The 26,497-nt window shown below is 43.9% G+C and carries 25 protein-coding genes; 15 read left to right on the top strand and 10 right to left on the bottom strand.

All coding sequences use genetic code 11. The features are described from left to right. Positions 1-9: 9 nt before the first annotated feature. Together P2W70_RS00990 and P2W70_RS00985 are read right to left on the bottom strand one after the other, a co-directional pair. Positions 10-2,835, bottom strand: a complete 2,826-nt coding sequence (locus P2W70_RS00990) for a beta strand repeat-containing protein (RefSeq protein WP_276479550.1) — start codon at positions 2,833-2,835, stop codon at positions 10-12. Between the two features lie 21 nt (positions 2,836-2,856). Continuing rightward, positions 2,857-4,506, bottom strand: a complete 1,650-nt coding sequence (locus P2W70_RS00985; protein WP_276479549.1) for a hypothetical protein — start codon at positions 4,504-4,506, stop codon at positions 2,857-2,859. 314 nt (positions 4,507-4,820) lie between these two features. Here P2W70_RS00985 and P2W70_RS00980 point away from each other — a divergent pair, with 314 nt between their 5' ends. From P2W70_RS00980 to P2W70_RS00970, 3 genes are all read left to right on the top strand, one after another. Continuing rightward, a complete protein-coding gene (locus tag P2W70_RS00980) occupies positions 4,821-5,471 on the top strand; it encodes a DsbA family protein (protein ID WP_276479548.1) in 651 nt (216 codons plus the stop codon). Between the two features lie 303 nt (positions 5,472-5,774). Then, positions 5,775-6,866: an amidohydrolase family protein gene (locus P2W70_RS00975; protein ID WP_276479547.1), complete on the top strand. Its 1,092-nt coding sequence runs from the start codon at positions 5,775-5,777 to the stop codon at positions 6,864-6,866. A 137-nt stretch (positions 6,867-7,003) separates the two neighbouring features. Then, positions 7,004-7,669 carry a DUF1579 domain-containing protein gene (locus tag P2W70_RS00970; protein ID WP_276479546.1) on the top strand — a complete coding sequence of 222 codons (666 nt, stop codon included), beginning with the start codon at positions 7,004-7,006 and terminating at the stop codon, positions 7,667-7,669. 122 nt (positions 7,670-7,791) lie between these two features. Here P2W70_RS00970 and P2W70_RS00965 read toward each other — a convergent pair whose 3' ends face one another. Continuing rightward, positions 7,792-8,193, bottom strand: coding sequence for a hypothetical protein (locus P2W70_RS00965; protein ID WP_276479545.1), 402 nt, complete (start codon positions 8,191-8,193; stop codon positions 7,792-7,794). Between the two features lie 253 nt (positions 8,194-8,446). Between P2W70_RS00965 and P2W70_RS00960 the strand changes: the two genes are divergently transcribed. Beyond that, positions 8,447-9,085 (top strand): DUF5606 family protein, encoded by a 639-nt coding sequence (locus P2W70_RS00960; RefSeq protein WP_276479544.1) that lies wholly within the window; start codon positions 8,447-8,449, stop codon positions 9,083-9,085. Positions 9,086-9,173: 88 nt separating this feature from the next. Beyond that, the gene (locus P2W70_RS00955) at positions 9,174-10,898 is read left to right on the top strand and encodes a M3 family oligoendopeptidase (RefSeq protein ID WP_276479543.1); all 1,725 of its coding nucleotides are present in this window, start codon (positions 9,174-9,176) and stop codon (positions 10,896-10,898) included. A 284-nt stretch (positions 10,899-11,182) separates the two neighbouring features. On the opposite strand, the gene P2W70_RS00950 is transcribed toward P2W70_RS00955, so the two are convergent. Both P2W70_RS00950 and P2W70_RS00945 read right to left on the bottom strand, forming a co-directional pair. Then, positions 11,183-11,602: a Fur family transcriptional regulator gene (locus tag P2W70_RS00950; RefSeq protein ID WP_276479542.1), complete on the bottom strand. Its 420-nt coding sequence runs from the start codon at positions 11,600-11,602 to the stop codon at positions 11,183-11,185. A 32-nt stretch (positions 11,603-11,634) separates the two neighbouring features. Beyond that, positions 11,635-12,285, bottom strand: coding sequence for an SCO family protein (locus tag P2W70_RS00945; protein ID WP_276479541.1), 651 nt, complete (start codon positions 12,283-12,285; stop codon positions 11,635-11,637). 128 nt (positions 12,286-12,413) lie between these two features. Here P2W70_RS00945 and P2W70_RS00940 point away from each other — a divergent pair, with 128 nt between their 5' ends. From P2W70_RS00940 to P2W70_RS00915, 6 genes are all read left to right on the top strand, one after another. Further along, positions 12,414-12,806 carry a MerC domain-containing protein gene (locus tag P2W70_RS00940; protein ID WP_276479540.1) on the top strand — a complete coding sequence of 131 codons (393 nt, stop codon included), beginning with the start codon at positions 12,414-12,416 and terminating at the stop codon, positions 12,804-12,806. 72 nt (positions 12,807-12,878) lie between these two features. After that, entirely contained in the window at positions 12,879-13,475 is a 597-nt protein-coding gene (locus P2W70_RS00935) for a NifU family protein (RefSeq protein WP_276479539.1), read from the top strand. 264 nt (positions 13,476-13,739) lie between these two features. Next, a complete protein-coding gene (locus tag P2W70_RS00930; protein WP_276479538.1) occupies positions 13,740-14,276 on the top strand; it encodes an SRPBCC family protein in 537 nt (178 codons plus the stop codon). Continuing rightward, positions 14,273-14,911 carry a nicotinamide riboside transporter PnuC gene (pnuC, locus tag P2W70_RS00925; RefSeq protein ID WP_276479537.1) on the top strand — a complete coding sequence of 213 codons (639 nt, stop codon included), beginning with the start codon at positions 14,273-14,275 and terminating at the stop codon, positions 14,909-14,911. Before P2W70_RS00930 ends, pnuC begins: the two co-directional genes overlap by 4 nt. A gap of 16 nt (positions 14,912-14,927) precedes the next feature. Further along, the gene (locus P2W70_RS00920; RefSeq protein WP_276479536.1) at positions 14,928-15,482 is read left to right on the top strand and encodes an ATP-binding protein; all 555 of its coding nucleotides are present in this window, start codon (positions 14,928-14,930) and stop codon (positions 15,480-15,482) included. A gap of 35 nt (positions 15,483-15,517) precedes the next feature. Continuing rightward, positions 15,518-17,185 carry an ArnT family glycosyltransferase gene (locus P2W70_RS00915; RefSeq protein WP_276479535.1) on the top strand — a complete coding sequence of 556 codons (1,668 nt, stop codon included), beginning with the start codon at positions 15,518-15,520 and terminating at the stop codon, positions 17,183-17,185. A gap of 18 nt (positions 17,186-17,203) precedes the next feature. Here P2W70_RS00915 and mtgA read toward each other — a convergent pair whose 3' ends face one another. From mtgA to P2W70_RS00890, 5 genes are all read right to left on the bottom strand, one after another. Continuing rightward, positions 17,204-17,908 (bottom strand): monofunctional biosynthetic peptidoglycan transglycosylase, encoded by a 705-nt coding sequence (gene mtgA / locus P2W70_RS00910; RefSeq protein WP_276479534.1) that lies wholly within the window; start codon positions 17,906-17,908, stop codon positions 17,204-17,206. A 212-nt stretch (positions 17,909-18,120) separates the two neighbouring features. After that, complete coding sequence (locus tag P2W70_RS00905; protein WP_276479533.1) at positions 18,121-18,711, bottom strand: hypothetical protein; 591 nt, start codon at positions 18,709-18,711, stop codon at positions 18,121-18,123. A gap of 108 nt (positions 18,712-18,819) precedes the next feature. Continuing rightward, positions 18,820-19,461, bottom strand: a complete 642-nt coding sequence (locus P2W70_RS00900) for a LysE family translocator (protein WP_276479532.1) — start codon at positions 19,459-19,461, stop codon at positions 18,820-18,822. 123 nt (positions 19,462-19,584) lie between these two features. Continuing rightward, positions 19,585-21,111 carry a GH3 family acyl-acid amido synthetase gene (locus tag P2W70_RS00895; protein ID WP_276479531.1) on the bottom strand — a complete coding sequence of 509 codons (1,527 nt, stop codon included), beginning with the start codon at positions 21,109-21,111 and terminating at the stop codon, positions 19,585-19,587. A gap of 233 nt (positions 21,112-21,344) precedes the next feature. After that, the gene (locus P2W70_RS00890; RefSeq protein WP_276479530.1) at positions 21,345-22,499 is read right to left on the bottom strand and encodes a glycosyltransferase family 2 protein; all 1,155 of its coding nucleotides are present in this window, start codon (positions 22,497-22,499) and stop codon (positions 21,345-21,347) included. A gap of 227 nt (positions 22,500-22,726) precedes the next feature. Between P2W70_RS00890 and dnaN the strand changes: the two genes are divergently transcribed. The 4 genes from dnaN to P2W70_RS00870 all read left to right on the top strand — a co-directional run bounded on the left by dnaN (position 22,727) and on the right by P2W70_RS00870 (position 26,487). Then, positions 22,727-23,842, top strand: a complete 1,116-nt coding sequence (gene dnaN, locus P2W70_RS00885; protein WP_276479529.1) for a DNA polymerase III subunit beta — start codon at positions 22,727-22,729, stop codon at positions 23,840-23,842. Positions 23,843-23,967: 125 nt separating this feature from the next. After that, positions 23,968-24,414, top strand: a complete 447-nt coding sequence (locus P2W70_RS00880; RefSeq protein WP_276479528.1) for a DUF2007 domain-containing protein — start codon at positions 23,968-23,970, stop codon at positions 24,412-24,414. Between the two features lie 131 nt (positions 24,415-24,545). Beyond that, the gene (locus P2W70_RS00875) at positions 24,546-25,364 is read left to right on the top strand and encodes a sterol desaturase family protein (RefSeq protein WP_276479527.1); all 819 of its coding nucleotides are present in this window, start codon (positions 24,546-24,548) and stop codon (positions 25,362-25,364) included. A 43-nt stretch (positions 25,365-25,407) separates the two neighbouring features. After that, entirely contained in the window at positions 25,408-26,487 is a 1,080-nt protein-coding gene (locus tag P2W70_RS00870; protein ID WP_276479526.1) for a serine hydrolase domain-containing protein, read from the top strand. The last annotated feature ends 10 nt before the right edge of the window (positions 26,488-26,497 follow it).

Below are 26,497 nucleotides of genomic sequence, written 5' to 3'. Positions count from 1 at the left end.
CATAGGGTGCTAAAACTCGGTTATGGTGAAGTAAAGGTTGCCGGCAATGGATATTGGGGTATTTGTACTAGTATTCATAAAGCGAACTTTTATTGTACTAGTAGTTACGACCCTGGCAAAGGCAATGGACACATATGCTGGTAGGTCAAAAGCTGGAGAAACTACCACTGTTGCTTGCGTAGTAGTAGGTTGCAATGCTGCAGGAATATTGATAGTAACATCCGTCGAGGCTGAGGTGTAAGTCAGGCCTAAGAGTCCGGCTGTCCCCCCAAGAACAGTAGTACCTGCTGGAATCGCCGCCACAAAACTGATCTGATTTTTATTGACCGATCCCCTTGCACCCATTTTATAGGTGCCTCCCACATCCATCTTTGCCGTCGGCGTCGTAGTAGCCACACCAACGTTTCCAGAGGCGTCAATACGCATTCTTTCACTATTTGTGGTAAACCCTCCCGTAAATAATATCAGATTACGAGTAGCATTTCCATTTCCGATAATGAAATCATTGCCGGTACTGTAGAGGTAGCCATTATTGACGCCACCAATTATGGGAAACACAGTATTATTAAATCCACTCGAGTTTATACCAAGATCGACAAAATTGGTGGTCTCCGTTCCATTGTCGGCAGTAGCTACCAGGTCAGAACTGGCAACATCTCCGTTGGAGCGATTTTGGATATTCAGCTGCAGGTAGTTGTTGACGGTACCTTTTCCACTAATCACATTATAGGAGTTGCTCGTACCCGCATCAACCAGTAATTTCTCCCTGGCTCCGGATGTAAAGGTTTGTGATCCGATACCGACCGACAAAGAACTGTTGTTGAGGTCTCCAAGAATAATGGCATCAGATTGCGTGACCGCTGTGTTGTAACCGATGGCCGTAGAATTTGCTCCGGAAACGGTCGCATTGGCGCCAAGCGCTGTAGCATTAGCGGCAGAAACCGACGAACTGAATCCTAATGCTGTTGCGTTAGCACCGGTTATAGAAGTACTTGAACCTAGCGCCGTACCATTGTTTACGGTTCCTATGGTTACTGTTGTACCAATTCCTACTGAATTGGAGCCATTAATCACAGTTTTTCGTCCAATGCCGATAGATGGATTTGATACAAATGCCACGATAGCCGAATCACCCAGGGCAATACTTGAGGTAGCATTGGATACCGAAGACCTGCCGATCGCAATACTGCCAACCCCATTGGCCGTTGTTCTGAAGGTGTTGGCGGCATAGCTTCCGATAGCAATGCTATTCAGAGCATTTGCCGCTGCGTTGGAACCCAATGCCATGGCGTCTTGTACGCCAAATGGTACCGTGGCGCCACTGCCCAGGGCAAAAGAAGTAGGGCTATTGGCTAAAGCATTCTGTCCTATAGCGAAGGAATTCGACCCGCTAACCGTAGCGCCAGTTCCAAAAGCAAAGGCATTGGTCAGACTAAAAGCAGTTGTTGCTCCGTTGCCGAATGCGAAGGAGTGTGTGGCATTATTGACAGTGGCACTAGTGCCTATTGCCAGGGAGTTTTGATCGAAGCGGGCAATTGGAGTATTAAATGTCCTGATTACAAAAGATTGCGCATCCGATGTACCCACAAAATTCGTAGTCGGGTTAGTTCCTGCATTGCCGGTCAATAACCAGCCGCTGGTTGATCCCGTCAGCAAAGATGGATGGATCTTTTTGACGGTGCCATTCAAAATAGTCACGATACTATCGGTAGCAGCACCAGCCGGTAAGCCAACCACTGTGAGCGGGTTGCTGCTGGCAATGTGCAACGAACTGGATGGCACATTAGTGCCAATGCCCAAGCGGGTATTGGTCGCGTCCCAAAAGAAGTTTGTATTGTTTTGTGTCAGCACTCCTGAAGCACCGATAAAAGGAATCGATCCTTGCGTAAATGAAGATATCGCAGGTGCGTTGGAAAAAGTCTTAGCCCCCGCAATAGTTTGGGTGCCTGTTGTAACCAACCCTCTGGCTGTTGCTGAGGCATCTGGCAGGTTGTAGGTATGGGCTGTTCCCGATGAAACAATATTGAAGTCGGTTCCTGACGTGCCGATCGCAAATGACTGGATGGCTGCTGTAAGTCCATTCAGGCTGGTGATAGCGGGTGTAGCCAGCAAAGAAGGATGAATCTTTTTGACGGTGCCGTTCAAAATAGTCATAATACTATCGGTAGCAGCACCTGCTGGTAATCCTGATATCGTAAGCGGGCTGGCCCCTGCAATGTGTAAAGTGCTTGATGGTACATTAGTACCGATACCCAAGCGATTGTTGGTTCCATCCCAAAAGAAATTTGTATTGCTTTGCGAGAGGGCTCCGGAAGCTCCTATATATGGCACAGATCCTTGGGTAAAAGATGAAAATATGGGTGGACTTGAAAAAGTCTTACTCCCTGCAAAGATTTGCGCACCGGTTGTAACCAGCCCCCTGGCTGTAGCTGAGGCGCTGGGCAAATTAAATGTATGGACCGTTCCCGCCGATGCAATATTGAAATCTGTACCAGTCGACCCCGTCGCAAAAGTCTGGGCAGTTCCGGTAAGGCTGTTCAGGCTGGTGATGCCTGGCGAGTTTTGAATGATGCGCCAGCCACTATTCGCTCTAAGCAATAATTGCCGGAGTGGTATAAAAAATACTACCATGCCATCAGGTGGTGATAGAACATTGATCAACGCAGTATCCGCAATCCGCGGAAACAGTAGCCCCTGGTTACTGGATTGCAATTCCAACACCGCCGATTTCTCGACGGTGAAAGGATTGTTACCCAACCTTAGCTGTTGTGCGTACACCTGACCGAATAGCAATAAGAAAACCAGTCCTGCGCCAAGACTTTTTGCACGTTGCATAGGCATATGCTTTTTTCGACCCTATTTCTTGATCACATACCAGTTACTACCATCTGTCTGCAGCGTTACGTAGGTCCAGTCGTTGTAGATGATGTAAGAGGATCCACCATCAATCGTACCACCTGAAGGACTAATGGTCAATTGGTTGTCGATACCGCCGGTACCTATCTTTTTAATCGTATAGATACGTCCCTTGATGGCCCCGGGGCTGGGAAGGGTTACGGTAATTGCGCTTGTTGTGGTATTGGCGAGGATGGTATTATCTGTAGCCGATGCCGAATAGTTGGATGCTGTTGTTGTAATAGCTGTTGCAAAAGACCCTTCCACCTGCATGGTCGAATTTGCTGCACCCGTTGTACCAACTAAAACCGCTTTCGTAGCTGTGATGCTATCCTGGAAGGTCTTGGTTCCTGCAAAGGTTTGCGCCGCCGTTGTTACCACACCGCGCGCAGTTGTGCTCGCATTAGGTACATTGAGGTAAACACTGTCAGTTCCATTCGTCGATACCGTCAGGTCAGTACCAGTATTTCTAAATGCAAAAAACTGTGCCGAATCGCGGTTTCCGTTTATACTTCTGATAGCATTTCCAAATGCGGAAGCGCTCACCTGCCTTTTTTGAACAAGACCATTATTTATTACCAACACGGAGTCTGCCGTTGTATTGTTGGCAACTGTGTTCAGTCGGAGATTTCCATTCACAGTAGCATTATTATTAAATGTCTTGTCACCACCAAACGTCTGGGCTCCGGCAGTCACAATACCAGGGTTGGTTGCATCGGCCGGATGCAGAATTAATGTACGCGATGTGGAGTCAACCACAATAGAGGCGCCATTGATGTTTGATGCTGTTGCAACAGCACCTACCGCCAGTGTCTGGATACCGCTTTGTATTTTCTGCCAATCCGCATAAGTGAGAAACCCGTAGGGTTTGCTGGCACCCGCGCTCCCGTTCTGTACAGGCAGAAATAAAGCAATGGTACTATCTGCATCGCGGTTTTGTATCAATACATTGTTGGATGTATCGCTGGCGGCAGCTGTTACCGACAATGTTTGCCTTTGAATACCATTGATGGCGCGTATGGCATTCTGGAAAGCAGCAGATGAAATGGATCGCTTGGTAACGGATCCGTCTGCTGCAATCACCAAAACATCTGTTTCTGTTGTGTTGGTGGCCAGGTTCTGCAATTTAACTGTGCCATCCACATTCAATTTAGCAGTGGGATTATTCGTACCAATGCCAACATTACCTGCAGCGTCAACACGTAAGCGTTCTGCATTGTTGGTACGTACCACCAACGGCTGTCCATCGATGGTTCCAATGAAGTTGGTCGCAGGATTGGTACCGCTGTTGCCGGTAAGCGACCAATTGGAACTGGCTTCTGAAAGATCTGCTATCTTTTTCCAGCTTCCATTACTCCGCAGACGTAAACTCTTGTCTGAGTTGAGGTAGATGATCATACCATCTGGCGGAGTCAATGCATTGATGGCCGTTGTGTCTGCCAATCTGGGAAGCAGCAAACCTTGCCTGGAGCTTTCGAGCTCGAGAATAGATGATTTCTGAATGGTAGTCGGATTGTCGCCGATCTTTAACTGGGCATGAGCCGCGATGCCTGTTCCGAAAATGAGCAATAACAATGCAGCCCTGCGGAATAGAGTAAGCATAGGTTTCATAAGAAACTGTTTAACAAGGATTGAATGTTGTTTTTTGTTCCGGTGTTGGGTGGGAGGACAAACGTAACAAAAAAACATATCAGGTTTAACTATTATTTAGGGAATTATTTGAATTTCTTCGAAGCTTTCAACAATGTTGCATCACTAAAGTAAACATATACCCGAAACTGATCAAAACGCACCATGAATGCCCGTTACAGACCAGGCCACTTCTGATAAATTGAAATTTCTGCGCAGACCTCTTTCGGGCATTTTTATGCGGCAGTCTCTCTCGCAGTTTGTAAATTTGCCAGCATATCATTTGATTCAGTACGATGACTATATACTATTGTTATGATGCTTATTGTGGCTGGTGCTACGGATTCAGTCCGGTAATGAAGAAGATTGCCGATGATTACAAAGGCAAGTTTTTCTTTGAAGTACTTTCAGGGGGCATGATCATTTCGGATCAGCCAAGTCCTATCGGTGTTATGGCTGGTTATATCCGGCAAGCCTACAAGGTGGTGGAAGAAAGGACGGGTATTCGCTTCGGTTCGGATTTCCTGTGGCATATTAATAATCCAGATGACAGTGATTGGTTTCCCAACTCAGAAAAACCGGCCATTGCCCTCTGTGTTTTGAAGGACCTGTTTCCTGAGCGCCAGGTGGAGTTTGCCGCCGATCTACAATATGCGCTGAATTTTGAAGGTCGCGACCTTTGCGATGATGAGGCATATCGCCATTTGCTGGAAAAATACAGTATCCACGCGGATCAATTTTATGCTTCCCTGCACAGTGACGCTTACAAAGAAAAAGCTTACTATGAATTTGCACTTTGTAAACAATTGCAGGTGACCGGCTTTCCGGCGGTGCTGTTACAAGCTGCTGACACAAAGTTTTACCTGCTGGCAAGAGGGTTTACTGAATACGATGTTTTGAAAGAGCGGATTGAAGCGGTGACCAAGGAGCTAGGTCAATCCAAGTAAACCAATTACAAACGATGGGAAAAGGGGGACCAGTATCCTATCGGTCCCATTTCCCAAACAATTCAGTAAGGCTGCATAGTACTCGCCTGAGATCAACAATTTTATAGAGTGCCAATACTTCTGTAGTGCTGTATTTTACGCTCCAAAGGCGGGTGCAGGGCTTAAGGCGTCTACTTGCTCATCTGATTGGTCTAAACGGTTCGGGAATTTTTCGGCTGTCATTTACAGCAGGAATGTTAAGTTTGACTACTGGTGACTGTAATGAACCGGTAACTCGTATTTTCCCTAACCAAAAACCTATTCATGCGAAAGCTAGCCTTTTTCTGCTATGCCCTAATGGCTACCGTTGCCGCTGCTGGACAATCTGGCCGGGGTATGGACTTCGAAAAATACAACCCTACTTCTACACTGGTTGTACCCGAGCACCCTATTCAACGGGCAAAATTTCCTTTTATAGATGTGCATAACCACCAAAATGGATTAAGGTCGAATGATATTACCCGTCTGCTTCAGGATATGGATAAGCTCAACATGAAAGTCATGGTCAATCTAAGTGGTGGGTATGGAAACGCTTTACAAAACATGACGAGCTCGGTAAAAAACAATGCGCCTAAAAGGTTCATCGTCTTCGCCAACGTCAATTTTTCCGGGATTGGTGAGCGCGATTGGACTGAAAAAGCAGTACGGCAGCTGGAGGAGGATGTTAGGGCTGGAGCAAATGGTTTAAAGATCTTCAAGTCGCTTGGGTTTTCCGTAAAAGATGTTGATGGTAAGCGGGTGATGGTTGATGATCCGCGCCTGGACGCTATTTGGGCCAAATGCGGCGAATTAAAAATCCCCGTGCTTATCCACACGGCAGATCCCAAACCTTTCTGGGATGAGCAGGACGATCACAACGAACGATGGCTTGAGCTGGCAACACATCCGGGACGAAAGCGTAGCGATACGAACCCCGCATCCTGGGAAGCCCTGATCGAAGAACAGCACCGTATGTTCAAGAAACATCCCCGTACAACCTTTATCGCAGCTCATTTTGGCTGGTACCCCAATGACTTGACCAAACTGGGCCAGTTGTTGCAGGAAATGCCCAATGTAGTGGTTGAGTTTGGTGCCGTCATCGCAGAACTTGGACGCCAACCTAAGGCTGCACGCAAATTCTTTGAACAATTTCAGGATCGGATCCTATTTGGCAAGGATAGTTGGGTTCCTGAGGAATACACAACCTATTTCCGCGTTTTGGAAACCGAAGACGAATACTTCCCGTATCATAAAAAATATCACGCTTTTTGGCGTATGTATGGTCTTGGCCTGCCTGATAACATCCTTAAGAAGGTGTACTATAAAAATGCCTTACGCATAATACCCAATATTGATAAAACGCAGTTCCCCGATTGATGTATCAACATAGATAATTGATATGCCAGGAATAGGTCCTCCTTTTTTTGTTGAAGCTTTCATGTTACCTCCAAATACAAATACTTGATTTTGGGGTCGTCAGACATTTTGATACCTTTTCAACAAATTACCTAATTATGAAAAGGCTAACCTTTATTGTTTGTTCTTCTGTAATGCTGGCTATTTCAGCCTGCAACGATACGCCGAACACCAACAGTCCGGCCAAGAATGATTCAACGGTAACGACAGGTACTGATTCCGGCACGACTGCAGGCAACACGCCTGTTACGGCACCGGATACGGCTGCCGTGCGTATTGCCATGGAAACCTATGCCACCCCAGGCAATATGCACAAGATGCTGGCGACCCAGGACGGTAAATGGAATGCTGAAATAACAACCTGGTGGGCACCAGACGGGCCACCACAAAAAACTATCGGAGTTTCGGTCAACAAGATGGTATTGGGCGGGCGGTACCAGCAATCTTCGTTCACTGGCAAATTCGACAACATGCCATTTGAGGGTAAAGGAACATTAGCGTATGACAACACAAAGAAAGTATTTGTCAGCACCTGGATAGATAATATGGGTACTGGTGTTATGATCCTGGAAGGCCCCTGGGACGCTGCTACTAAAACAATATCGCTTAGTGGCAGTATGACAGATCCTTCCACGGGAAAAGATTGCAAGGTAAGGGAGATCATGACGTTCACAGATGATCAACATCAAAAGATGGAAATGTTTGCTGCCCCTGGCGGTCAAAAAGAGTATAAGACCATGGAAATTTTATTCTCCAGAAAATAGTTGATCATCCCCTGCGGTGTTGTAGTAAATAATAATTCAGCGGGTTTGTATTCTCTTTACCCCGAAAAATAAAAAAGCCCTGGCGTTGCGCCAGGGCTTTGACATATCGGTACGGCTAACAATTAGTTATTACCACCGCCGCCACCGCCTCTGCGTTGGGGACGTGTAGTGGGCTCAATCTCATCTTTCCATTTTTTGAATTGTGCCTCATCGAATATCTTTTTCAATTCTTCGTCACGGTCGTTAGCCAACTTCTGGCTCTTTTCGCGCATAGCGTCACGATCGCCGCCTCCACCACGCATTTCTTCGAACAGTTTGTCGCGATCTTTATAAAATTTTAGGAAAACTGCGTCGGATTTTGTCGTTTGGTCCGTGGACAGCTTCAGATCGACCAGCTTTTCTTTTACAGCTTTAACCTGCTCTTCTGGGGTGCGACGTTGAAAACCGCCTCCGCCACCTTGTGCATTGGCCGTATAGATACCGGCAACTACAACGGTTATCAATAGGAAAATCGCTTTTTTCATTGCAATAATTGTTTATGTGAGTGAATATTGACTGTAATAAATTGGAAGGCATTGGGGACAAAAACCTGCGGGCAGGGGGGGTGAAATTAACCGGCGATTAACACTATTTTAGATTCTTCGATGCTGTAAACGGATCAAAATGCCAGAAATTTCGGACAAAAAAGCCCTATAAATTGGGTAGTCCAGGCAATTTTTGGAACAAGGTTTGCCGAATTCCGTTTATCTTGCATATCCTTTAAAATTTCAGCCCGATATGGAATATGGAAAAATCATAGCGGTAACAGGATTACCCGGTTTGTTTGAGTTAGTAAGTAGTAAAAGCGATGGTGCTATTGTCCGCTCCCTGGATGATAAGACTACCCGGTTCGTATCCAGCCGCGTGCATAACTTCTCACACCTTGAAAGCATTGAGATATATACCGTACGTGACAATGTGAACCTGGCGGAGATCTTCCAGGCGATGCAGGCAAGTAGCGAAAAACGCCCTGATGGAAAAGAGAACGGAGGTTTGAAAAAGTACTTTGAGAAAGTATACCCCGATCTGGATTTTGAGCGCGTATATGCCAGTGACATGAAGAAAATGGTTAAATGGCTGAGCATTCTTGATGCTAACAACGTGGAAATCAAGCTTCGCGAGTTCTCCGAAGAGGGTGAGCCAGTTGTAGCCGAAGAAACTGTGGCAGCTGAAGCTCCTGCTGAAGAACCTGTAAAGGCTCCGGCAAAGAAGGCAGCCACCAAATCCGCCAAAAAGGAAAAGGCTGAAGCGGGTGAAGATGGAGTTGAGGAGGCTGAAAAGCCTAAAAAGAAGGCTGCTCCAAAGGCTAAAAAGGCCGAAGATGGTGCTGAAGAAGCTCCAAAAAAGAAAGCCGCCCCCAAGAAATCAAAAGAATAGTTTAGTTATATTACATAACCAAAGCTACAACCAGCCGGAAGCAGTATTTGATCCCGGGGTTGTAGCTTTATTATTTAAATAATGACCAATGAGCTATAATGCAGATATACAGAAAGTGCCCAGACACTTTTTGTCTTCGGATTTTATTGTCACCGACTGGAATTCACTGGAGCCCTACTTTAAAAATTTGTTGGATAGGACAATCGATAGTTACAGCGACCTGGAATTGTGGCTGAAAGATATGAGTGAATTGGAAGCAGTAGTGAGTGAAGACGCTTGCTGGCGCCAGATAAAAATGACCTGCGATACTGAAAACAAGTCGCTCGAAGAAGCCTTTGTATTTTTCGTAACCAACCTGCAACCACACATTCAGTTGTATGGTGATAAGCTGAACCGTAAATTGGTGGAATGTCCGTTTACCAGCCAACTTGATCAACATAAATACTTTACCTATCTACGCAGCGTAAAAAAGAATATTGAGCTCTTTCGGGAAGAGAACATTCCTATTCAAGCGGAATTAAGCGTTTTGCAACAGCAATATGGAGTTATCTCTGGTAAAATGACCATAGAGGTCAATGGCCAGGAATATACCCTGCAACAAGCTGCTAAATTGCTGGAAAACCCAGATCGCTCTCTGCGCGAAACAGTTTACAGAAAAGTAAATGACAGAAGGATCCAGGATAAAGAGGCTCTCAACGCCCTCTTCACCCAACTGATAGAAAAAAGAAACCAGGTAGCAAAAAATGCCGGTTTTGACAACTACCGGGATTATAAGTTCAAGGAACTGGGACGATTCGACTACACGAAGGAAGATTGTTACCAGTTTCACGAAGCGGTTAAACAGCATGTACTACCCCTGGTAAATAGCATATATAGCGGCAAAAAGGAACAACTTGGACTTGAGCCATTAAAGCCTTGGGACCTTGAAGCCCAGCCGGCGGGCATCAAGCCACTTACGCCATTTAAGACTGGCAATGAGCTGTTACAGAAAAGTATTAGCTGTTTTCAGGAAGTGCGGCCATTTTTTGCCGATTGCCTGCGTAAGATGGATGAAATGAAACGTTTTGACCTGGACAGTCGTAAAGGCAAGGCTCCAGGAGGCTACAATTGCCCATTGGCAGAAACAGGCGCACCGTTTATATTCATGAATGCCGCAGGACAGATGAGTGATGTTACTACCATGGTGCATGAGGGTGGTCATGCAGTACACTCCTTCCTGGCCCATCCGCTTGAACTGAGTTCATTCAAGGAATATCCCATGGAAATTGCAGAAGTGGCGAGTATGGCCATGGAGCTTTTCAGCATGGATTCGTGGAATGTTTTTTTTAATAATGAGGAAGACCTTCGGCGCGCCAAAGAACATCAACTGGAACGTGTTATTACTATATTTCCGTGGATCGCCACTATCGATAAATTCCAACATTGGGTCTATGAAAACCCCAATCATACGGAGGCAGAACGTGCCACCCGCTGGATGGAAATCCTCAATGAGTTCTCCTCAAATGTAATCGATTTCAGTGGCCTTGATAATTATCGTACCCATAGCTGGCAACGTCAACTGCACTTGTTCGAGGTACCATTGTACTATATTGAATATGGTATAGCACAACTCGGCGCCATTGGCTTGTGGATGCAATTCAGAAAGAACAAAGAGGCTGCTTTAGATAACTATATGAGAGCGTTGAGTCTTGGCGGAACAAGAACCTTACCTGACCTTTACCGGGCAGCAGGCTTGGAATTCAATTTTTCTCCACAGCGTATAAAAGTGTTGATGGAATTTGTGCAGGAAGAAATGGAAGCAATAAAACGTTAAGCAGTAGTCGGTAAAAAAATACCCAGTTAGTGGTATATGGTTTTTTCGTTGTAACAATTATCTTTGTAAGGAAACTATGTATAAGATAATAGGGTGATACGTCACCTGAACATCATAAAATAGCTACTAATCAGAGCCTTAACCAAAAGTCCCGGTGTTTCTACATCGGGGCTTTCTTTTTTATGCCCGTATTAGCTCATTGAGTTTTGTTAATCAGTTGCAAATACAATTGCTAAATCAGGCCAGGCAAGGAGTTTGGCGTAGTACTGATAGGGAAAATAAGTTCAATGGCAATCTTTACAAACACCACGCACGACCATTTGGCATTCTTCAGGTTGAAATCCTTCAGGCAGCTTCACTTCCGGAATTAGCACGGTATCAAGGCAGATCGTATTGCTACACACGCTACACACAAAGTGAACGTGGTTGTCGTGGTGGTGGCCACCTGCGCAAGTTTCCTTGCACATCGCATAACGTACTGAATTATCTACGGTGGGTATACTATGAATGATCCCTTTCTCGAGAAAGGTTTGTAATGTACGATACACTGTTACGCGATCGAATTTTTCGCCTGTCTTCTTTTCAATATCGCCATGAGCCAATGCACCTCCGGTTGATGTTAAAAAAAGTTCCAGTATCCTTTTCCTACTACCCGTAACGCTTAATTGATTTTTCTTCAGAATAGCATCTATTTGTGTGTCCATAGCAGGTGTGTTTACTCGTGATCAATTACTGATTAGTTTCCGAAAAGGTTATTACTAAATCTTTTTTGATTTACGGGTTCATCCAGCAATCCTGTGATGTCCCTCTTCAATTCGTCTAATTCTTCTTTCTTCAACCCGTCATAAATTTTACGAACCTGACCGCTTTTATCTACCAACGCGAAAAACTGTGTATGCAAAAATTGATCGTCAATATTGGCCAGGTTGTTTTTGGGATCATCCAGCAAATAGCTTGTGCGTGCGGTGTTGTACAAGCTGTCTTTCCGCCCCGTTAAAAACCACCAATGCCTGGTGTCAGCCTTAATCGAATCTGCATAGACTTTCAATCGGGCACTGCTATCAGTTTCTGGGTCGCAGGTATGCGACACAATCAGGAACCGGGGCTCGTTAATAAAAGCCTGATGGATAGGTTTAAGATTGGTGTTCATAATAGGGCAAATACTTTTGCAAGTTGTAAAAAAGTATTCTGCCACATATACCTTTCCCTCAAGATCTCGTTCCGTTACAAGTTTACCATCTTGATTAACGAACTGAAAAGGAAGAACATAGCTTAAAACAGGCAATTTCACCTTACCGTAGCCCGGAATGACCTTAGTTATCACGAAGTAGAATCCAAAAACAAGCACGAGGAAAAAACCAATATAAAATACGATCTTTTTTGACATGGCTGCAAAGTTAGGAAACAATGGGCTAGGCATAATCTTCTACAGTGGTAGGGTTGGTACCGCTAAAGTTATTTTATGATTTTGTTTGCAACTCGGTTGCATATGAAAATTTCCCTTATCTTCGCCTCATGAATTTCAGGTTCAATTGGGATGCGTTAGGAATTGCGACTTCTGTTGCGTGTGCTATTCATTGTGCCATACTCCCACTTTTACTGACAAGCCTGCCAGTGTTTGGAATCAATATCATCGAAAACTTGGCTTTGGAATACTTGATGATTTTCATCGCATTTGCCATTGGAATGTATTCCCTTTGGCACGGCTATAGAAAACATCACCATAGCCTAACCCCCGCCATTGTTTTCAGTATTGGCATTATTTTATTGATTGCCAAGCAAATATGGCACGAATACCAATTCTGGTTACTACCATTTGCCGTTCTTTTTATCGTTTGTGCTCACATTATCAACTATCGCGCTTGCAGGGTTCATAACCACGCCCATGCGGAAGACTGCGATCATTAAAAAGTCCATAGCCAAAAAAGAACAATTGCTGGCTGGGGTTTGTTATTTTTGTACTTTAAAATTCTGGAAGTTATGATTAAAACAGGCAGCCCGGTTATAAGTATCTATACAGAGATGACACCCAATCCGGAGACTATGAAATTTGTGGCCAACAAGTTATTATACCCGGGCAAAAGCATCGATTTTCCAGATGTTGAAAGTGCAAAACCATCTCCCCTCGCGACTGAGCTTTTTGGTTTTCCTTTCATCAGGGCAGTTTTTATCGCCAGTAATTTTGTAACGCTTACCAAGACCTCCGACACAGAGTGGACCGATGTGATCCCGACTATCCGCCAGTTTCTCAAAGAATACCTGGAAGAAGGAAAGGCTGTGATCAATGAAGAAGAAGTAGCGGTAATTGTTCCTCAGAGCAGCAATGCTGTATCTGCCGATGATGACGACGTTGTAAAGCGAATTAAAGAATTGCTAGAAAACTATGTTAAACCAGCTGTTGAAATGGATGGTGGCGCTATACAGTTTAAAAGCTATGACGAAGGTGTGGTAAATCTTATGTTACAGGGTTCCTGCAGTGGTTGTCCTTCGTCGATGATCACCCTCAAGGCAGGCATTGAAAGCATGATGAAACGCATGATCCCTGAAGTGAAAGAAGTGGTTGCCGAAGCAGAATAGTCATATTTAGAACCATATTGAAGACCTTTCGCCTGCTGCGGAAGGTCTTCGCTTTTAGTCAGATCCAATCTAATATATAGTTTGAAAGTCCCCTTTGGTTTCGCAAAAAACTTGTGCCGGTAGCAGCCATCCGACTTAATTACTTTTCTAACTACCTTCCCAGTCACTTTTACTTTCGCCTCATTGGGCCTGCATTAGACTAATTCTTTCATCCGCTTGACTTTATTACTTGCTTGCAGTAAATTACACCAACAACTTCCGTCAATGCTGGCACTATACATAATATTTGGGTTTGTAGCCATCATTATTGCAATGCTGGTATTCGCCTTGTTTTTGCCATCGAGGTATCATATCGAGCGATCGCTGGTGATCCTTAAGCCGGTAGAAGAGGTTATGTTACGGGTATCAAATCTCCATTATTACTCCCAATGGAATCCCTGGCAGCAAAAAGAAGCGGGCAGCAAAATGGAGATCAAAGGTTCGCCGCAAACTCCAGGGCATGAGTACTGGTGGAGCGGAAAGAAAATTGGTGAAGGTCGATTAATTCTGCAAAGTATAGACTCCAAACACGTGCATTTCAATCTCCAGTTCATTAAGCCGTGGAAAAGCTCAGCCAACGACAACTGGCTATTTGAAGCATGGGGTAACGGCGAAACCAAAGTGACCTGGCAAAATTATGGGTTACTCCCCTATCCAATGGCTCGTCTTATGGGACCACTGATCAGCAAAAACCTAAACAAGCAGTTTGAAGAAGGATTGCGCAATCTAAAAAAGCTTTGTGAGGAGCAATCACCAGCATGAGTATTTCAGAGATCTATGAAAAGTTTATTGATGGCATGCTTCGTACTACGCTCCTTGAATACGTTGCCGTATTCACAGGCATAGCCAGCGTTTGGTTTTCCCGCATCGAAAACATTTGGGTATATCCGGTTGGATTAGTAAGTACCATTATCTACACTTATTTAAGTCTGACTGTTCATTTACCGGGTGAGGCAACCGTAAACATTTACTACTCGGCCATGAGTGTTTATGGCTGGATTTTATGGGCCAAAAAAGATCGATCCAACCATCATGTGGTAGTAATACAGCATGCAACTGGTAAGGAATGGCTTCATCACCTGCTTTTCTTCAGCAGTTTTTATCTTGGGCTTTTCAGCGCACTCACCTGGCTGCACTCCTTTTTCTCCACTGAGATCATTCCTTGGGCCGATGCGTTGGCGTCTGCCACTGCTTTTACCGGCATGTGGCTTATGGCGAAGAAAAAGGTGGAAAGCTGGTTTTGGTGGATTGCTACCAATATCTCTTCTATCCCCTTGTACTTTGTCAAAGGATACGTCTTTACCAGCGTATTTTATTTTATACTATTGTTGATGGCTGGTTTTGGATGGGCAGAATGGAATAAAAGAGCGTATCAGGCACGGCAAGGACGCGCCTGATAAATCCTCAGTATATTTGGGTTTTAGTAGTATGGTCAAAAGAGTGGTAGTATTAGGACCCGAATCAACGGGAAAAAGTACGTTGTGTGAGCAACTGGCTAGCCATTTTAATACCAGCTGGGTACCGGAGTTTGCCCGTGATTATCTTTTGCAACGTGGCGCCCGGTATAATTATGACGATCTATTGTATATCGCTCAACAACAAATTAAGCTGGAGGATCAATATGCCGAAAAACTTGCGGAATGTAACCCCCCGACTTTGCTTTTCATCGATACGGACCTATATGTGATGAAGGTTTGGTGTGAATATGTTTTTGGAAAATGCCACAGCTGGATTCTCGATCAGATAGCGATCCGGTCTTACGACTTATACCTGCTTTGCGATACCGACCTACCATGGATGAAAGACGAATTGCGGGAGTATCCCGATCTGAAAAGCAGAAGAGAATTGTATTACATATACAAAGACATTATGCTGAACCAGCCAATACCCTGGATCAATATCTCGGGCAGTTATGAACATCGATTGGCAAAAGCTGTTAAAGTTGTTGACGATTTATTGATAAACTGAGTGCGTTCCATTGAAATGCTCCTTTGCCTTCCGCTATGCTTAATTTCATTAAGAAAAACCACCAGCTATTATTTTATGCGACATGGTGCTCGCTAAACCTGATCCAGGCTAGCTGCACGGAGCTTTTCGATGATGAAGCATATTATTGGGTTTATACCCGATTTCCAGATTGGGGCTATTTCGATCATCCCCCATTGGTAGCTTTCCTTATTAAGGCGGGATATAGTTTGTTTCCCAATGAACTCGGAGTGCGATTCATGATGGTTTTGTTGAATACTGCGACCATTTTCATTACCCAGCAGTTACTTGATAAAAAAAATCCCTGGTTATTTTATGCTATTGCCAGCTCCATAGCCATTGTACAAATTGGTGGGTTTATGGCTGTTCCGGATATTCCCCTATTGTTTTTTGTTGCCTTGTTCTTTTGGGTTTACAAACGATTTGTCGGAAATATGGATTTGCGATGGTCTGTTCTCCTCGGCATAAACATAGCCTTTCTATTGTATAGCAAATACCATGGCTTGTTAGTTGTGCTTGCGACGCTTGCCTCCAACCCCAGGTTGTTCCGTCGTTACCAGACCTATATTGTCGCAATCGTTGCGTTGATCGCCTTTAGCCCTCACCTTTATTGGCAGTATACGCATGATTTCCCCTCAGTTCAATATCACTTGTTTGAACGAAATGCTTCAAGCTACGATGTCCGGTATACTATTGAATACCTTGTGGGGCAAGTGGCGCTTGCTGGCCCCTTAATGGGTTGGCTTTTACTAAAAGCGGCTTTTGATTATAAACCCCAGGATGTGCTGGAAAGAGCTCTTAAATACACTTTGGTCGGATTTTACTCCTTCTTTTTGATAAGTAGTTTCCGGGGCAGAATTGAGGCTAATTGGACTGTTCCCGCATTCATCGCACTGATTGTATTAAGCCACCAATTTTTAGTGGCGCATTCTTCCTGGCGTAGCTGGCTTTTTAAAAGCCTGCCAATTTCATTGATCTTCATTTTTTTTGTCCGGGCTTATATGCTGCCGATCATTCCCAAAGCCAATTGGTTTCCCAAAGATGAGTTTCATGGTAATAAGACCTGGGCATCATTCATAAAGAGCAGCGCAGGGGAGCTACCGGTAGCATTTATTGGAACCTATCAAAAAGCGTCCAAATATTGGTTTTATGCGCAAAGGCCTTGTCTCTCGATGAATAACATAGAGTATCGCCGAAATAATTACAACTATTGGCCTGTGGAAGACTCACTAATTGGCAAGCGTGTATTGGTAGTTGGTAATTTCGACAGTTCGAGCCATATTGATGGTAATCTAAATTGGGATCCTATGGCTATGCATATTTGTATGCCGTATTACTCCTTTTCAAAGATTAATATTAAAGCTGCAGGTAGACCTACTTATAACAATCAAAGATTTAAAATAGCAGCAACAATCAATACGCCGGCAAACTATTTGGCCTGGTTCCGGCAGACTCCCTATGATACAGTATCGATTATGCTGGCTTTCGAAAATGAAAAAGAGAAAGTGATAACTTATCCATCCGGACTGTCGCTCCGCGATATACAATCGGTTGACCAGGAATTCAGGATCAATACGTCAGTTGATCTTCCAAAAGGGAACTATACCTTCAAATTTGCCATCAATTCCTGTACACACCAGGTACCATCAATGAATAGTACTGGCCAAAAAATCATCGTCGAATAAGGGTGAAAATCATCCCATTTACTGCAACAAAGGCTGAATTTCTTCGTCCTCCTGGAGATTGTTCATTTGACGAAGAACCCATGGATATTTATTGGCCACAAAAGCAGATAGTGGTTTTACTGTATAGACCTTGGGATTCGGAAGACAGGCTGCGATCATGGCTGCTTCCTGACGGGTAAGTTTTTTTGCAGGCTTTTTAAAGTAAGCTTGAGCGGCAGCTTCTATCCCAAATACGCCTTTCCCCATCTCAGCAACATTCAGGTACACCTCCAGAATTCGCTTTTTGCCCCAGATCAACTCGATCATGAAGGTAAAATACATCTCAAGCCCTTTTCTGAACCAGGAACGCCCCTGCCAAAGGAACACATTTTTGGCAACCTGCTGACTAATGGTAGAAGCACCTTTTATCCGATTGGGCCTTTTTTCGTTATTCTTCATCGCCTTCTCGATGTTCTTCCAATCGAATCCATTATGATCCGGAAAAAGTTGGTCCTCCGAGCAAATTACCGCCAATCGTGCATATGGCGACATTTCCTTAAAGCTTACATAGTCTCTCTTAAGACCATTTCCAGTTACCCAGCTACCTAGTTGGGTAATAGTGACAGGCGGGTCAACCCACTTTAATAAGAGGATATAAAAGAGTTGAAAAATGAAAAGAAATAAAATGATTCTTTTCAGAATTCTCCAGACACGTAGACCCAATCCTTTGGTTTTGATGGCCATTCCGGGTTAAATTACTTGGCCTGCAAGATAGTCCGAAACTGGATAAACAGAAAGTTCGCATATGATTTTGCTGAAAGAGGTTGATGGCAAATCAGTAGCGTGTAGTGATTTAGCTAGCTGGCGCTTGTGATCCGTAAAAGATTGTCATCTTGAAAGTGAAAAATTAGCGGATTGATGCCTCCTGATTGTAGCTCATTGTGTAGGCCTGGATCTTAGAAACCCTTTTTGAGATCAGCTGCTTTAACATATACCACTTTGTACTTTTTACCAGCATCTTTATTTTTGTCCTGTATATGCTGAATAAAGTAACCGCCTAGCGCCACACCAGCTGCAATGCCCAGGCTGAGTAGTTTCCCGCTATCGTTAAATGATTCTTTCCGGTAAATTGTATTTACAGTTTCCAGGATAATAAAACCGGCACCAGCGATCATCATGATCTTAGGCAAAGCAACCTGCACGAACCCTTTCTTCCCACCCCAGACATAATTGCTGGTATAGTTAAAGCGTTTGATTTCCCGGTAATCGATTCCTATTTGGAACTTAATGGTATCCATAGTCGATCCAAATTCAGTACCAACCAACTGTGTTTGCTCCTGTCTGATAAATACAGAGTCATTCCGGATATCTGTAATGAACCCGTTAATTCGAAAACTGTTGTGCGTTTCGCCCGAAATAAAAGCGCCGGAATAATATGTCTTTATTGTCCGGTTGTTTCGCTTTTTCAACACGAGAAAATCGGATTGCTGAGAGTATGTAAATATTGAGCAGGAAAGAATGGTTATAAGAAGTATAATTGTTTTCATGAGAGGCCAAGTTACTGCGATGAGCTAATTAATTCAACTAAGGATTTGTTAAGACTATCCCTATCGTCCTCATTATGAACTGCATCAAGATCCCAGAGCACCCTCTTGCTAAGGTATTTCTTTTACCAGAAATATGGTTCCGTACAAAAGTACCAGGCCAAAGCCTACAAGGATCAATCCTGAAACCTTATTAATCACAGAGATATTGTGTAACGTAAGTTTTGTCCTCAATCGACCTGCCAGAAGAACTTTAAAACTGTCGGCAGCAATATTGAAGGCGATACAAACGGCAAATATGATGATGCGCTGTTGAAAGTTAAACTTAGCAGCCATTGCTGTAGCTGTAGCCAGCCAAAATACAAAAACACTGGGGTTGAGCGTATTGATGAAAAATCCGCTGGAGAATATCTTAAGCATATCCCGTTTGCGAAAACGGGCAATAGCACTATCACCTTCCGGCCGCAGAATAACCTTCTTAAAAAACAGATAATAAATTCCCATTATAACGAGGAAGGCGCTGCCGATATACCCTATTATGCTTTTGTATTCCAGTAGCTCTGTTACCAAAGCAGAAAAAGCATTACTGATGATCACCAGCAATATATCGCTGACCCAGACCCCTGCCACAAAACTTAGTCCGCCAACATGCCCGTTGTTAAGACTTTGTTTTATAACTGTAAAGATTACAGGGCCTACCGACAAGGCAAGGATACACCCAAGCATTAATCCGTTGATGATAGCTTGCCACATGCTTTATCTTAAGTCGTAGTTTAATAAAGCGACAATTTACAAATAATCAGACTTCTGGAAAAGAACAGGTTATGTAAGAATTGTTTTGTGTATAAGAAAGGCCTACAGGCAGGTCGGTGGAAGCTATAGTTTACCTGTTTCGAGGAATTTTACCCAATCTTCATACATTTTACCTTTCATCACCCGGGGGAACTTGTGCTGACCACCAATTTTTCCTTTTAGCCGCATAAACTCCATAAAGCTGGATTCGGGTAGTATTTTAAGGTAAACGTCTTTCAGAGCACTGTTTCTTTCCACAGCGTAGTCGTCATTTAACTCCTTGAGCTTTTCATCGATCTTTTTTCCGACTACCTCGGCATCTACCTTGTCATCACAGGCAATCCACCACTGGTGTGCAAAGAAAAGGCCGTGGGGCACGCCTGCAACCGTAAATTCTGGAATGCAGATATTCATTTCGTCCGCCACCAATTGCACAGCTTTATTCATGTTGTCTACGCTCAGGTGCTCACCTACCAGGCTAAGGAAATGTTTGGTACGACCCGTGATGATAATTTCACAACGCTCCTTGTCTACAAACCGAACGGTGTCGCCGATCAGGTAACGCCAGGCTCCGGCCGTCGTGCTAATTAGAATGGCATAATCTTTCCCTTCTTCTACTTCATGGATCATTAAGGCTTCGGCGTTTTCCACAATATTTCCGTCGCTATCAAAGTTTTTGTCGTTGAACAGTACAAATTCAAAAAAGATATGATCATTCAGCGATAGGTGCATTCCTTTTGCATACTGCCGGTCCTGGTAGGCAATAAAGCCCTCTGAAGCCAGATAGGTTTCGATGTAGGTAAGCGGCTTGGCAACCAGTTTTTCAAAACCTTTCTTGTATGGTTCGAACGATACGCCACCATGTACAAAAAATGCCAGGTTCGGCCACATGTCATGGATTGACTTGAGGTTGTACCGTTCTATGATCTTTTCCATACACATTTGGATCCAAGCGGGAACACCCACCACAAAACCAATATCCCAATTAGGTGCTTCTTCGACAATCGCCTCGATCTTGCTATTCCAGTCCTTCGTTCGGGCAATTTTTTTCCCGGGCTTATAGAAAGGTGAAAACCAAAAAGGCACCTTTTTAGCAGTGATGCCACTAAGATCGCCAGCGTAGTACCCTGGGCCTTTTTGAAGGTCGGTACTACCGCCCAACATCAGCCAACCTTTTCCGATGCTTTTTACAGAAATATCATGATAGGTCCGCAGGCTTAACAACTGTTTGATCATCACGATCTTGTTTCCCCGCATCAGATCGTTGGTGATAGGCAAATATTTACTTGCTGATTCTGAAGTACCAGAACTCAGGGCAAAAAATTTAATCTTTCCAGGCCAGCAGATGTCCGGCCTGCCTTCAAGTGTCTTATGCCACCAGGCGTCGTATATTTTGTTATAGTCGTAAGTAGGAACTAATTGCTGAAACTTCTTCCCGGCATGCTTACTCAGCAGAATCTCATCAAAACGATAGGTTTGCCCAAATTCAGTAAATCGGGCTTTTTTGAGCAATTTCCTCAATACCCTTATCTGCTGCCTCCTGGGAGAGCGGGCAGGCAATCGCAATGCTTTAGCTAATGTTGAGGGTAAGGAAATATCTATTAATGCCATTAGGTTCTTAGCCGGTTTGGTCAGGCAAATTCAAAATTAAGGGATTACGGGGAATTGTAATGCCTAAATGGCCGCTAGTAAAGGTTATTCCCGAGAAAGTCGGCTATACTTTAGGTTTTCACCGGACACACAGCGTCGTTTAAGCGTAAAACCTGTCAAATACCGGGTTCATATCTCAATTCCAGTAAGATAGCTTTTCTCCATGAGGTTCAAAGGTCCTAAGCCGGGACCTTTCAGCTGATAATTGTTCCCTGCCAATTTTTCGAATCACTACCTACTGCACTTCCAGTATCCGATCCATGAACCAGGATCAGTCGCTCCGCTCCCCTTGAAGCCACCTCATTTATGACTTTCCGATAGCTAAACGATGAGCCCTCGCATATAATCAGGGGTACCCGGTTTCCTTCAACTATTCCAAATCCGTTGGGTACAATAGTCTTCATCTGTTCCTTGGAATCACTATCGCCGAAAAGTTCCGCGGAAGTCGGCTTATACTTATGTGCCTGGGTCAACGATCTCTTTTTACCGGTTGCCATCAGTTTTATACCGATGATAAACTTCAACAATCCCTTGTAGATAAACGCACCTAAACCCTTATAATGTTTTTCCACAAAAAGGATCATGGCAGTATAAAACAACCTTACGTAACGTGCGTCACGGCTAGTACTTTCACCTTTAAAATGGATAATCCGTGGTTCGGGCAGGTAGTAATTAATATAGCCGGCCAACTGGATGCAGTAGCTTAGGTCAATATCTTCCGCATACATGAAAAACCGTTCATCAAAACCTCCAATTTGATTCAACACTTCCTTACGAACCCACATAAAGGCACCAGACAACACATCCACTGCATGTTCATTGTCATTGGGTAAATGCCCGAGATAATAAGTTCCAAACAAACGGGAGCCAGGAAACAACTTCGTCAATCCAATCATTTTACAAAAAGATACCCAGGGAGAAGGAAACCCTCGTTTGGACTCCGGTAGAAACTTGCCCGATCCGTCGATCATTTGTAAACCAAGCGCTCCAGCCTGGTCGTGTTTTTCCATAAAACTGGCACATTCCTGAAAACAGTTCTCCGGGAGGATGGTATCTGGATTCAAAAATAATATGTACTTGCCCTGGCATTTAGATAACGCTTGATTGTTGGCTCGGGAAAACCCAACGTTTTCGTCATTGGCCAGGAAGTTTACAGCAGGAAACCTGGACCGTAAAAACTCCAGGCTACCATCGGTGGAGTTATTGTCCACGATCCAAACCTCCACCTGGTCAGTTAAAGTATGACCTTCAGACGCCCTTCCATAGGCAATTGCTTTGTAGACCGAACAAAGGCACTGTTCCAGAAAGTACTTTACATTATAATTAACTATAATTACTGATAGCAGCATTACCTGACGAAAATACGGCTGAACATCCATTTTCTCAGTACCCGAAAAGGGAGAAATCTGGTCCTGGACTTTTATTACCTCCCCTAGTCGGCCTTATTTGACGCAAATACCACGCATCAATCCCTTCTTAGGTCTTCAAATAGACGTAATTGTGACTATTTGTTTAAAAATATACGGCGGAGCGTATTGTTCATAATTCTATATTTGCTCAAATCTTTAACCAGCTTATGAAGTTCATCGTTTCTTCTTCGGCTTTATTGAAACAGTTACAACAGATTAGTGGCGTTATTAACGCCAACACGGTTCTGCCTATTTTGGAGGATTTTCTATTTGAGATCGATAAGAATAAACTTACGGTGGTTGCTACTGACCTTGAAACAGTGATGAAGGTGCAGATGGACGTTGAAGCCAAGGACACCGGCCGTGTGTGTATTCCAGCCAAAATCCTGATGGATTCGCTGAAAAACATTCCCGATCAGCCCCTTACATTCAATATTGATAAGAATTACAGTGTTGAAATAACCAGCGATAATGGTAAGTATAAGGTTATGGGGGAAAATCCAGACAATTTTCCAAAGGAACCTGTAGCAGATGACACCTCAACCTTTACCGTCAGCTCGAACGCCCTCGTTACAGCGATCAATAAAACACTTTTTGCCGTAAGCAGTGACGACCTCCGTCCTGCCATGACAGGTGTATTCTTTGAGATGGATAAGAAAGGCCTGCAGTTCGTTGCAACCGACGCACACCGTCTCGTACGCTACAAACGCAAGGATGTAAGTTGCCCTAAGAACGATTCTTTGATCGTTCCCAAAAAGCCGCTGAACCTCCTGAAGGGGGCATTGCCTTCCAACGACGACGAACTTACTGTAAGCTACAACAGCAATCACCTGTTTGTTAAACATGGTACTACCCAAATGAGCTGTCGTCTGATCGATGCTCGTTTCCCAGACTATAAAGTAGTAATCCCTTCTGACAATCCTTATAAACTGACCATCACCAAGAGCGACTTCCAAAGCGCTCTTCGCCGGGTTAGCGTGTTCAGTAACAAAAGCACCAACCAGGTCGTACTGAATATTAGCGGTAGCGAACTTCAATTGGCTGCACAGGATGTCGACTTTTCTTTTGAAGGTACAGAAAGAATGAAATGTCAATATGATGGTGAAGACCTGGCAATTGCTTTTAATGCCAAGTTTCTGATTGAAATGTTGAATGCTGCAGAGAGCGATGAAGTTGTTGTTGAACTTTCTACGCCCACAAAGGCCGGAATTATCAAACCAACCGAACAGGACGAAAATGAGGAAATGTTAATGCTTGTAATGCCGCTCATGTTAAACAGCTAAGTTTATGATTCAAGGCGCCTTTTTCAAATGTGAAGGCACCATTAAAACGATACAAGCCGGATTAGTAATCCGGCTTTTTCTTTTAACTTACAGGGTGTTCATTATACATGTTAAATAGGATACCTGTGTTTGTAATTCTCCGCACTTACGATAATTATATCCCGGCCAACTTGATGTTGCAGCGATTGGAAGAAGTGCATATTCGTGCTTATTTGCAGAATGAACTTACCGATCCCATTTTTGCAAATTCGGTAGGTGGCATCAAACTAATGGTTCATGAAGGTCAATTAAATCGGGCAACAGAGCTTGTTGAGGGTTTTGAAAATCTTTACCGGGAAGCAATCAGCTGTAGACAATGTGGATCGCACGAAGTGCAGATCGTTGACCGCGGTGCCAGACCGGTAAACTGGATTGTCGGGCTTTTGGCAAGACTTAAGGGACGATGGACTACAGCACCGGCCACCTATTATAAGTGTTCTACTTGCGGTCTAGAATTTGACGAACAATTCGCACAACAGGATAGTATATATCGTCCCTTTAAAGCAGACCTCCGGGAAAATCAGCAGAATTAATCCCCCTTTCATTAAAACTTCGTCGAACGCAGCACCTGATTCTGACATTCAGGCTATTATCAGTAAATCCAGGCTGGTCGGGCATTTCAGTAATTTAATGTAAATTACCTGAAGAAACGATGCTGGTGCCTATGGAGTCCTTCATGCATTTCTGGGAAAATATTGAAAGTTGGCAGCGAATGGCAATCCTTCTGGGTGGAATGGCCTTCTTTTGGATACTCGAAGGCTATTATCCCTTGTTTAGGTTTTCATTCAGGCGATACAAACATGCCGGGGTAAACTTGCTTTTCCTGTTCACCACTGTTGTGTTGAATATATTATTGGGTAGCATTACTATTGCAATTTGCAGCTGGGTCTCGAAACATCAGATAGGTTTGTTGAATTGGCTTTCGCTCCCCATTTGGGCCAATATTCTGGTGGCTCTCTTCTTCATGGATTTTTTCGGTCAATACCTGCCGCATTTTGCTATGCACAAAGTCAAATTCATGTGGAAATTCCATATGATCCACCATAGCGATACTAAAGTTGACGTTACTACAGGTACCCGCCACCATCCCGGAGAATGGATTTTCAGAGAGGCAACTACAATTATCGGTACACTAATCCTTGGACTACCTATCGGTATGTATTTCCTATACCGCAGCGTGTCTGCAGTTTTCACCCATTTTAATCATGCCAACATCAGGGTTCCTCTTTGGCTCGATAAACCAATTAGTTGGGTACTCGTTTCTCCCAATATGCATAAAGTACATCACCATTATAAGAGGCCCTACACAGATACAAATTATGCTAATATTTTTTCTCTTTGGGATCGTATCTTTGGCACCTTCGCATATGAAGATCCAAAGAACCTGCAGTACGGGCTCGATGTACTGGACGGTAAAACCGATGAGAACCTGAAATACCAACTCCGACTTCCTTTTGACAATACCATTAAGACAGATTATTGATTCCTTTATCTGAACGAGGGCCCTATTCTTAGAAAAGGTTACCATGAAAAAATTGTGCTGCATCATTTTATGGATGATATGCTGTGTCCCTGCATTCTCACAGGCATTTTCACTCATTGCCGACTCAATACGTAAATACCGGGGGGTTCCGGGTTTGGTATATGCAGTTTTCGATGCCGATAATATTCTGGATGTAGGCGTTTCCGGTGTTCGCGAATTTCGTACCAGGGACAGCCTGCGTATTACTGACCGATTTTATGCAGGCTCGAATTCAACCGTTTTTACAGCTTATCTGGCTGCCAAGCTGGTGGAAGCCGGCAAATTATCCTGGAATACCTCAATTGTTAAGGCGCTTCCCGAAATAAACGGGAGAACAATGAAAATCTATCATGCTATGACGATGCGCCAGCTATTAGCGCAAAAAGCTGGTGTGCGTCCTTACACCCAGCCCGAAGACTTAAAGCAATTACCAATCTTCTCAGGATCCCGGACAGAACAACGAAGAGCCTTTGCCACCCTGGCGTTAAAACAATCCCCAATCTTGATCATCGACAGTAGTCAGCCTATATATTCGCTGGCGGGCACCGTGATAGCAGCTTCCATGATGGAGAAAATTACAGGTAAAGCCTGGGAAGAGTTGATCGGATCGTATATTAACAAACCCCTTCATATCGCAGCTCGATTTGGCCAACCCAGGTTGACTGATTCGCTGCAACCGTCCGGACATATTGAAAAATATGGTAGCCTGCAAGCTTTGCCCGTTGCCGCAACAATGCCAGTCATTGCGCCTGCGACTGATATCAACATATCGCTAAATGATTTTGTGGTTTTCATGCAGGACATGCTTAAAGCTTTGCAGCATAAAAAATCAAATATCAGCCAGGTTTCAGCCGAATTGCTCCTCAATCCTACGCCAGGAAATGCTATGGGCTGGGAAACCGATTACTGGAAAAAGATGCGAATTCATTATTTCCTTGGCAAAAGTGACCTATTTAGCAACTATACTACGATCGTAAGAGAAAAAAACATAGGAATAATAGTGTTGTGCAATAGCGGAACCGTTAGCGGAAAATCAGCAGTACTCAATTTTGGGCGCCTGTTAAGAGAATACTATTGCCAATAATGTTCCATTA

The organism is Paraflavitalea pollutisoli (genome assembly GCF_029360705.1).
GTDB classification, from domain to species: domain Bacteria; phylum Bacteroidota; class Bacteroidia; order Chitinophagales; family Chitinophagaceae; genus Paraflavitalea; species Paraflavitalea pollutisoli.
Note: the sequence above shows the minus strand (reverse complement) of the source record. Positions and strands in the feature narration are given on the sequence as shown.

Excerpts from the sequence above, each read along its gene's own strand:
- mtgA (WP_276479534.1), bottom strand. The coding sequence starts at position 17,908 with ATGGCCATCAAAACCAAAGGATTGGGTCTACGTGTCTGGAGAATTCTG.
- pnuC (WP_276479537.1), top strand. The coding sequence starts at position 14,273 with ATGAGTATTTCAGAGATCTATGAAAAGTTTATTGATGGCATGCTTCGT.
- dnaN (WP_276479529.1), top strand. The coding sequence starts at position 22,727 with ATGAAGTTCATCGTTTCTTCTTCGGCTTTATTGAAACAGTTACAACAG.
- P2W70_RS00875 (WP_276479527.1), top strand. The coding sequence starts at position 24,546 with ATGGAGTCCTTCATGCATTTCTGGGAAAATATTGAAAGTTGGCAGCGA.
- P2W70_RS00915 (WP_276479535.1), top strand. The coding sequence starts at position 15,518 with ATGCTTAATTTCATTAAGAAAAACCACCAGCTATTATTTTATGCGACA.
- P2W70_RS00890 (WP_276479530.1), bottom strand. The coding sequence starts at position 22,499 with ATGCTGCTATCAGTAATTATAGTTAATTATAATGTAAAGTACTTTCTG.
- P2W70_RS00965 (WP_276479545.1), bottom strand. The coding sequence starts at position 8,193 with ATGAAAAAAGCGATTTTCCTATTGATAACCGTTGTAGTTGCCGGTATC.
- P2W70_RS00960 (WP_276479544.1), top strand. The coding sequence starts at position 8,447 with ATGGAATATGGAAAAATCATAGCGGTAACAGGATTACCCGGTTTGTTT.
- P2W70_RS00975 (WP_276479547.1), top strand. The coding sequence starts at position 5,775 with ATGCGAAAGCTAGCCTTTTTCTGCTATGCCCTAATGGCTACCGTTGCC.
- P2W70_RS00980 (WP_276479548.1), top strand. The coding sequence starts at position 4,821 with ATGACTATATACTATTGTTATGATGCTTATTGTGGCTGGTGCTACGGA.
- P2W70_RS00945 (WP_276479541.1), bottom strand. The coding sequence starts at position 12,285 with ATGTCAAAAAAGATCGTATTTTATATTGGTTTTTTCCTCGTGCTTGTT.
- P2W70_RS00905 (WP_276479533.1), bottom strand. The coding sequence starts at position 18,711 with ATGAAAACAATTATACTTCTTATAACCATTCTTTCCTGCTCAATATTT.
- P2W70_RS00985 (WP_276479549.1), bottom strand. The coding sequence starts at position 4,506 with ATGAAACCTATGCTTACTCTATTCCGCAGGGCTGCATTGTTATTGCTC.
- P2W70_RS00970 (WP_276479546.1), top strand. The coding sequence starts at position 7,004 with ATGAAAAGGCTAACCTTTATTGTTTGTTCTTCTGTAATGCTGGCTATT.
- P2W70_RS00870 (WP_276479526.1), top strand. The coding sequence starts at position 25,408 with ATGAAAAAATTGTGCTGCATCATTTTATGGATGATATGCTGTGTCCCT.
- P2W70_RS00895 (WP_276479531.1), bottom strand. The coding sequence starts at position 21,111 with ATGGCATTAATAGATATTTCCTTACCCTCAACATTAGCTAAAGCATTG.
- P2W70_RS00955 (WP_276479543.1), top strand. The coding sequence starts at position 9,174 with ATGAGCTATAATGCAGATATACAGAAAGTGCCCAGACACTTTTTGTCT.
- P2W70_RS00935 (WP_276479539.1), top strand. The coding sequence starts at position 12,879 with ATGATTAAAACAGGCAGCCCGGTTATAAGTATCTATACAGAGATGACA.
- P2W70_RS00990 (WP_276479550.1), bottom strand. The coding sequence starts at position 2,835 with ATGCAACGTGCAAAAAGTCTTGGCGCAGGACTGGTTTTCTTATTGCTA.
- P2W70_RS00950 (WP_276479542.1), bottom strand. The coding sequence starts at position 11,602 with ATGGACACACAAATAGATGCTATTCTGAAGAAAAATCAATTAAGCGTT.
- P2W70_RS00930 (WP_276479538.1), top strand. The coding sequence starts at position 13,740 with ATGCTGGCACTATACATAATATTTGGGTTTGTAGCCATCATTATTGCA.
- P2W70_RS00940 (WP_276479540.1), top strand. The coding sequence starts at position 12,414 with ATGAATTTCAGGTTCAATTGGGATGCGTTAGGAATTGCGACTTCTGTT.
- P2W70_RS00900 (WP_276479532.1), bottom strand. The coding sequence starts at position 19,461 with ATGTGGCAAGCTATCATCAACGGATTAATGCTTGGGTGTATCCTTGCC.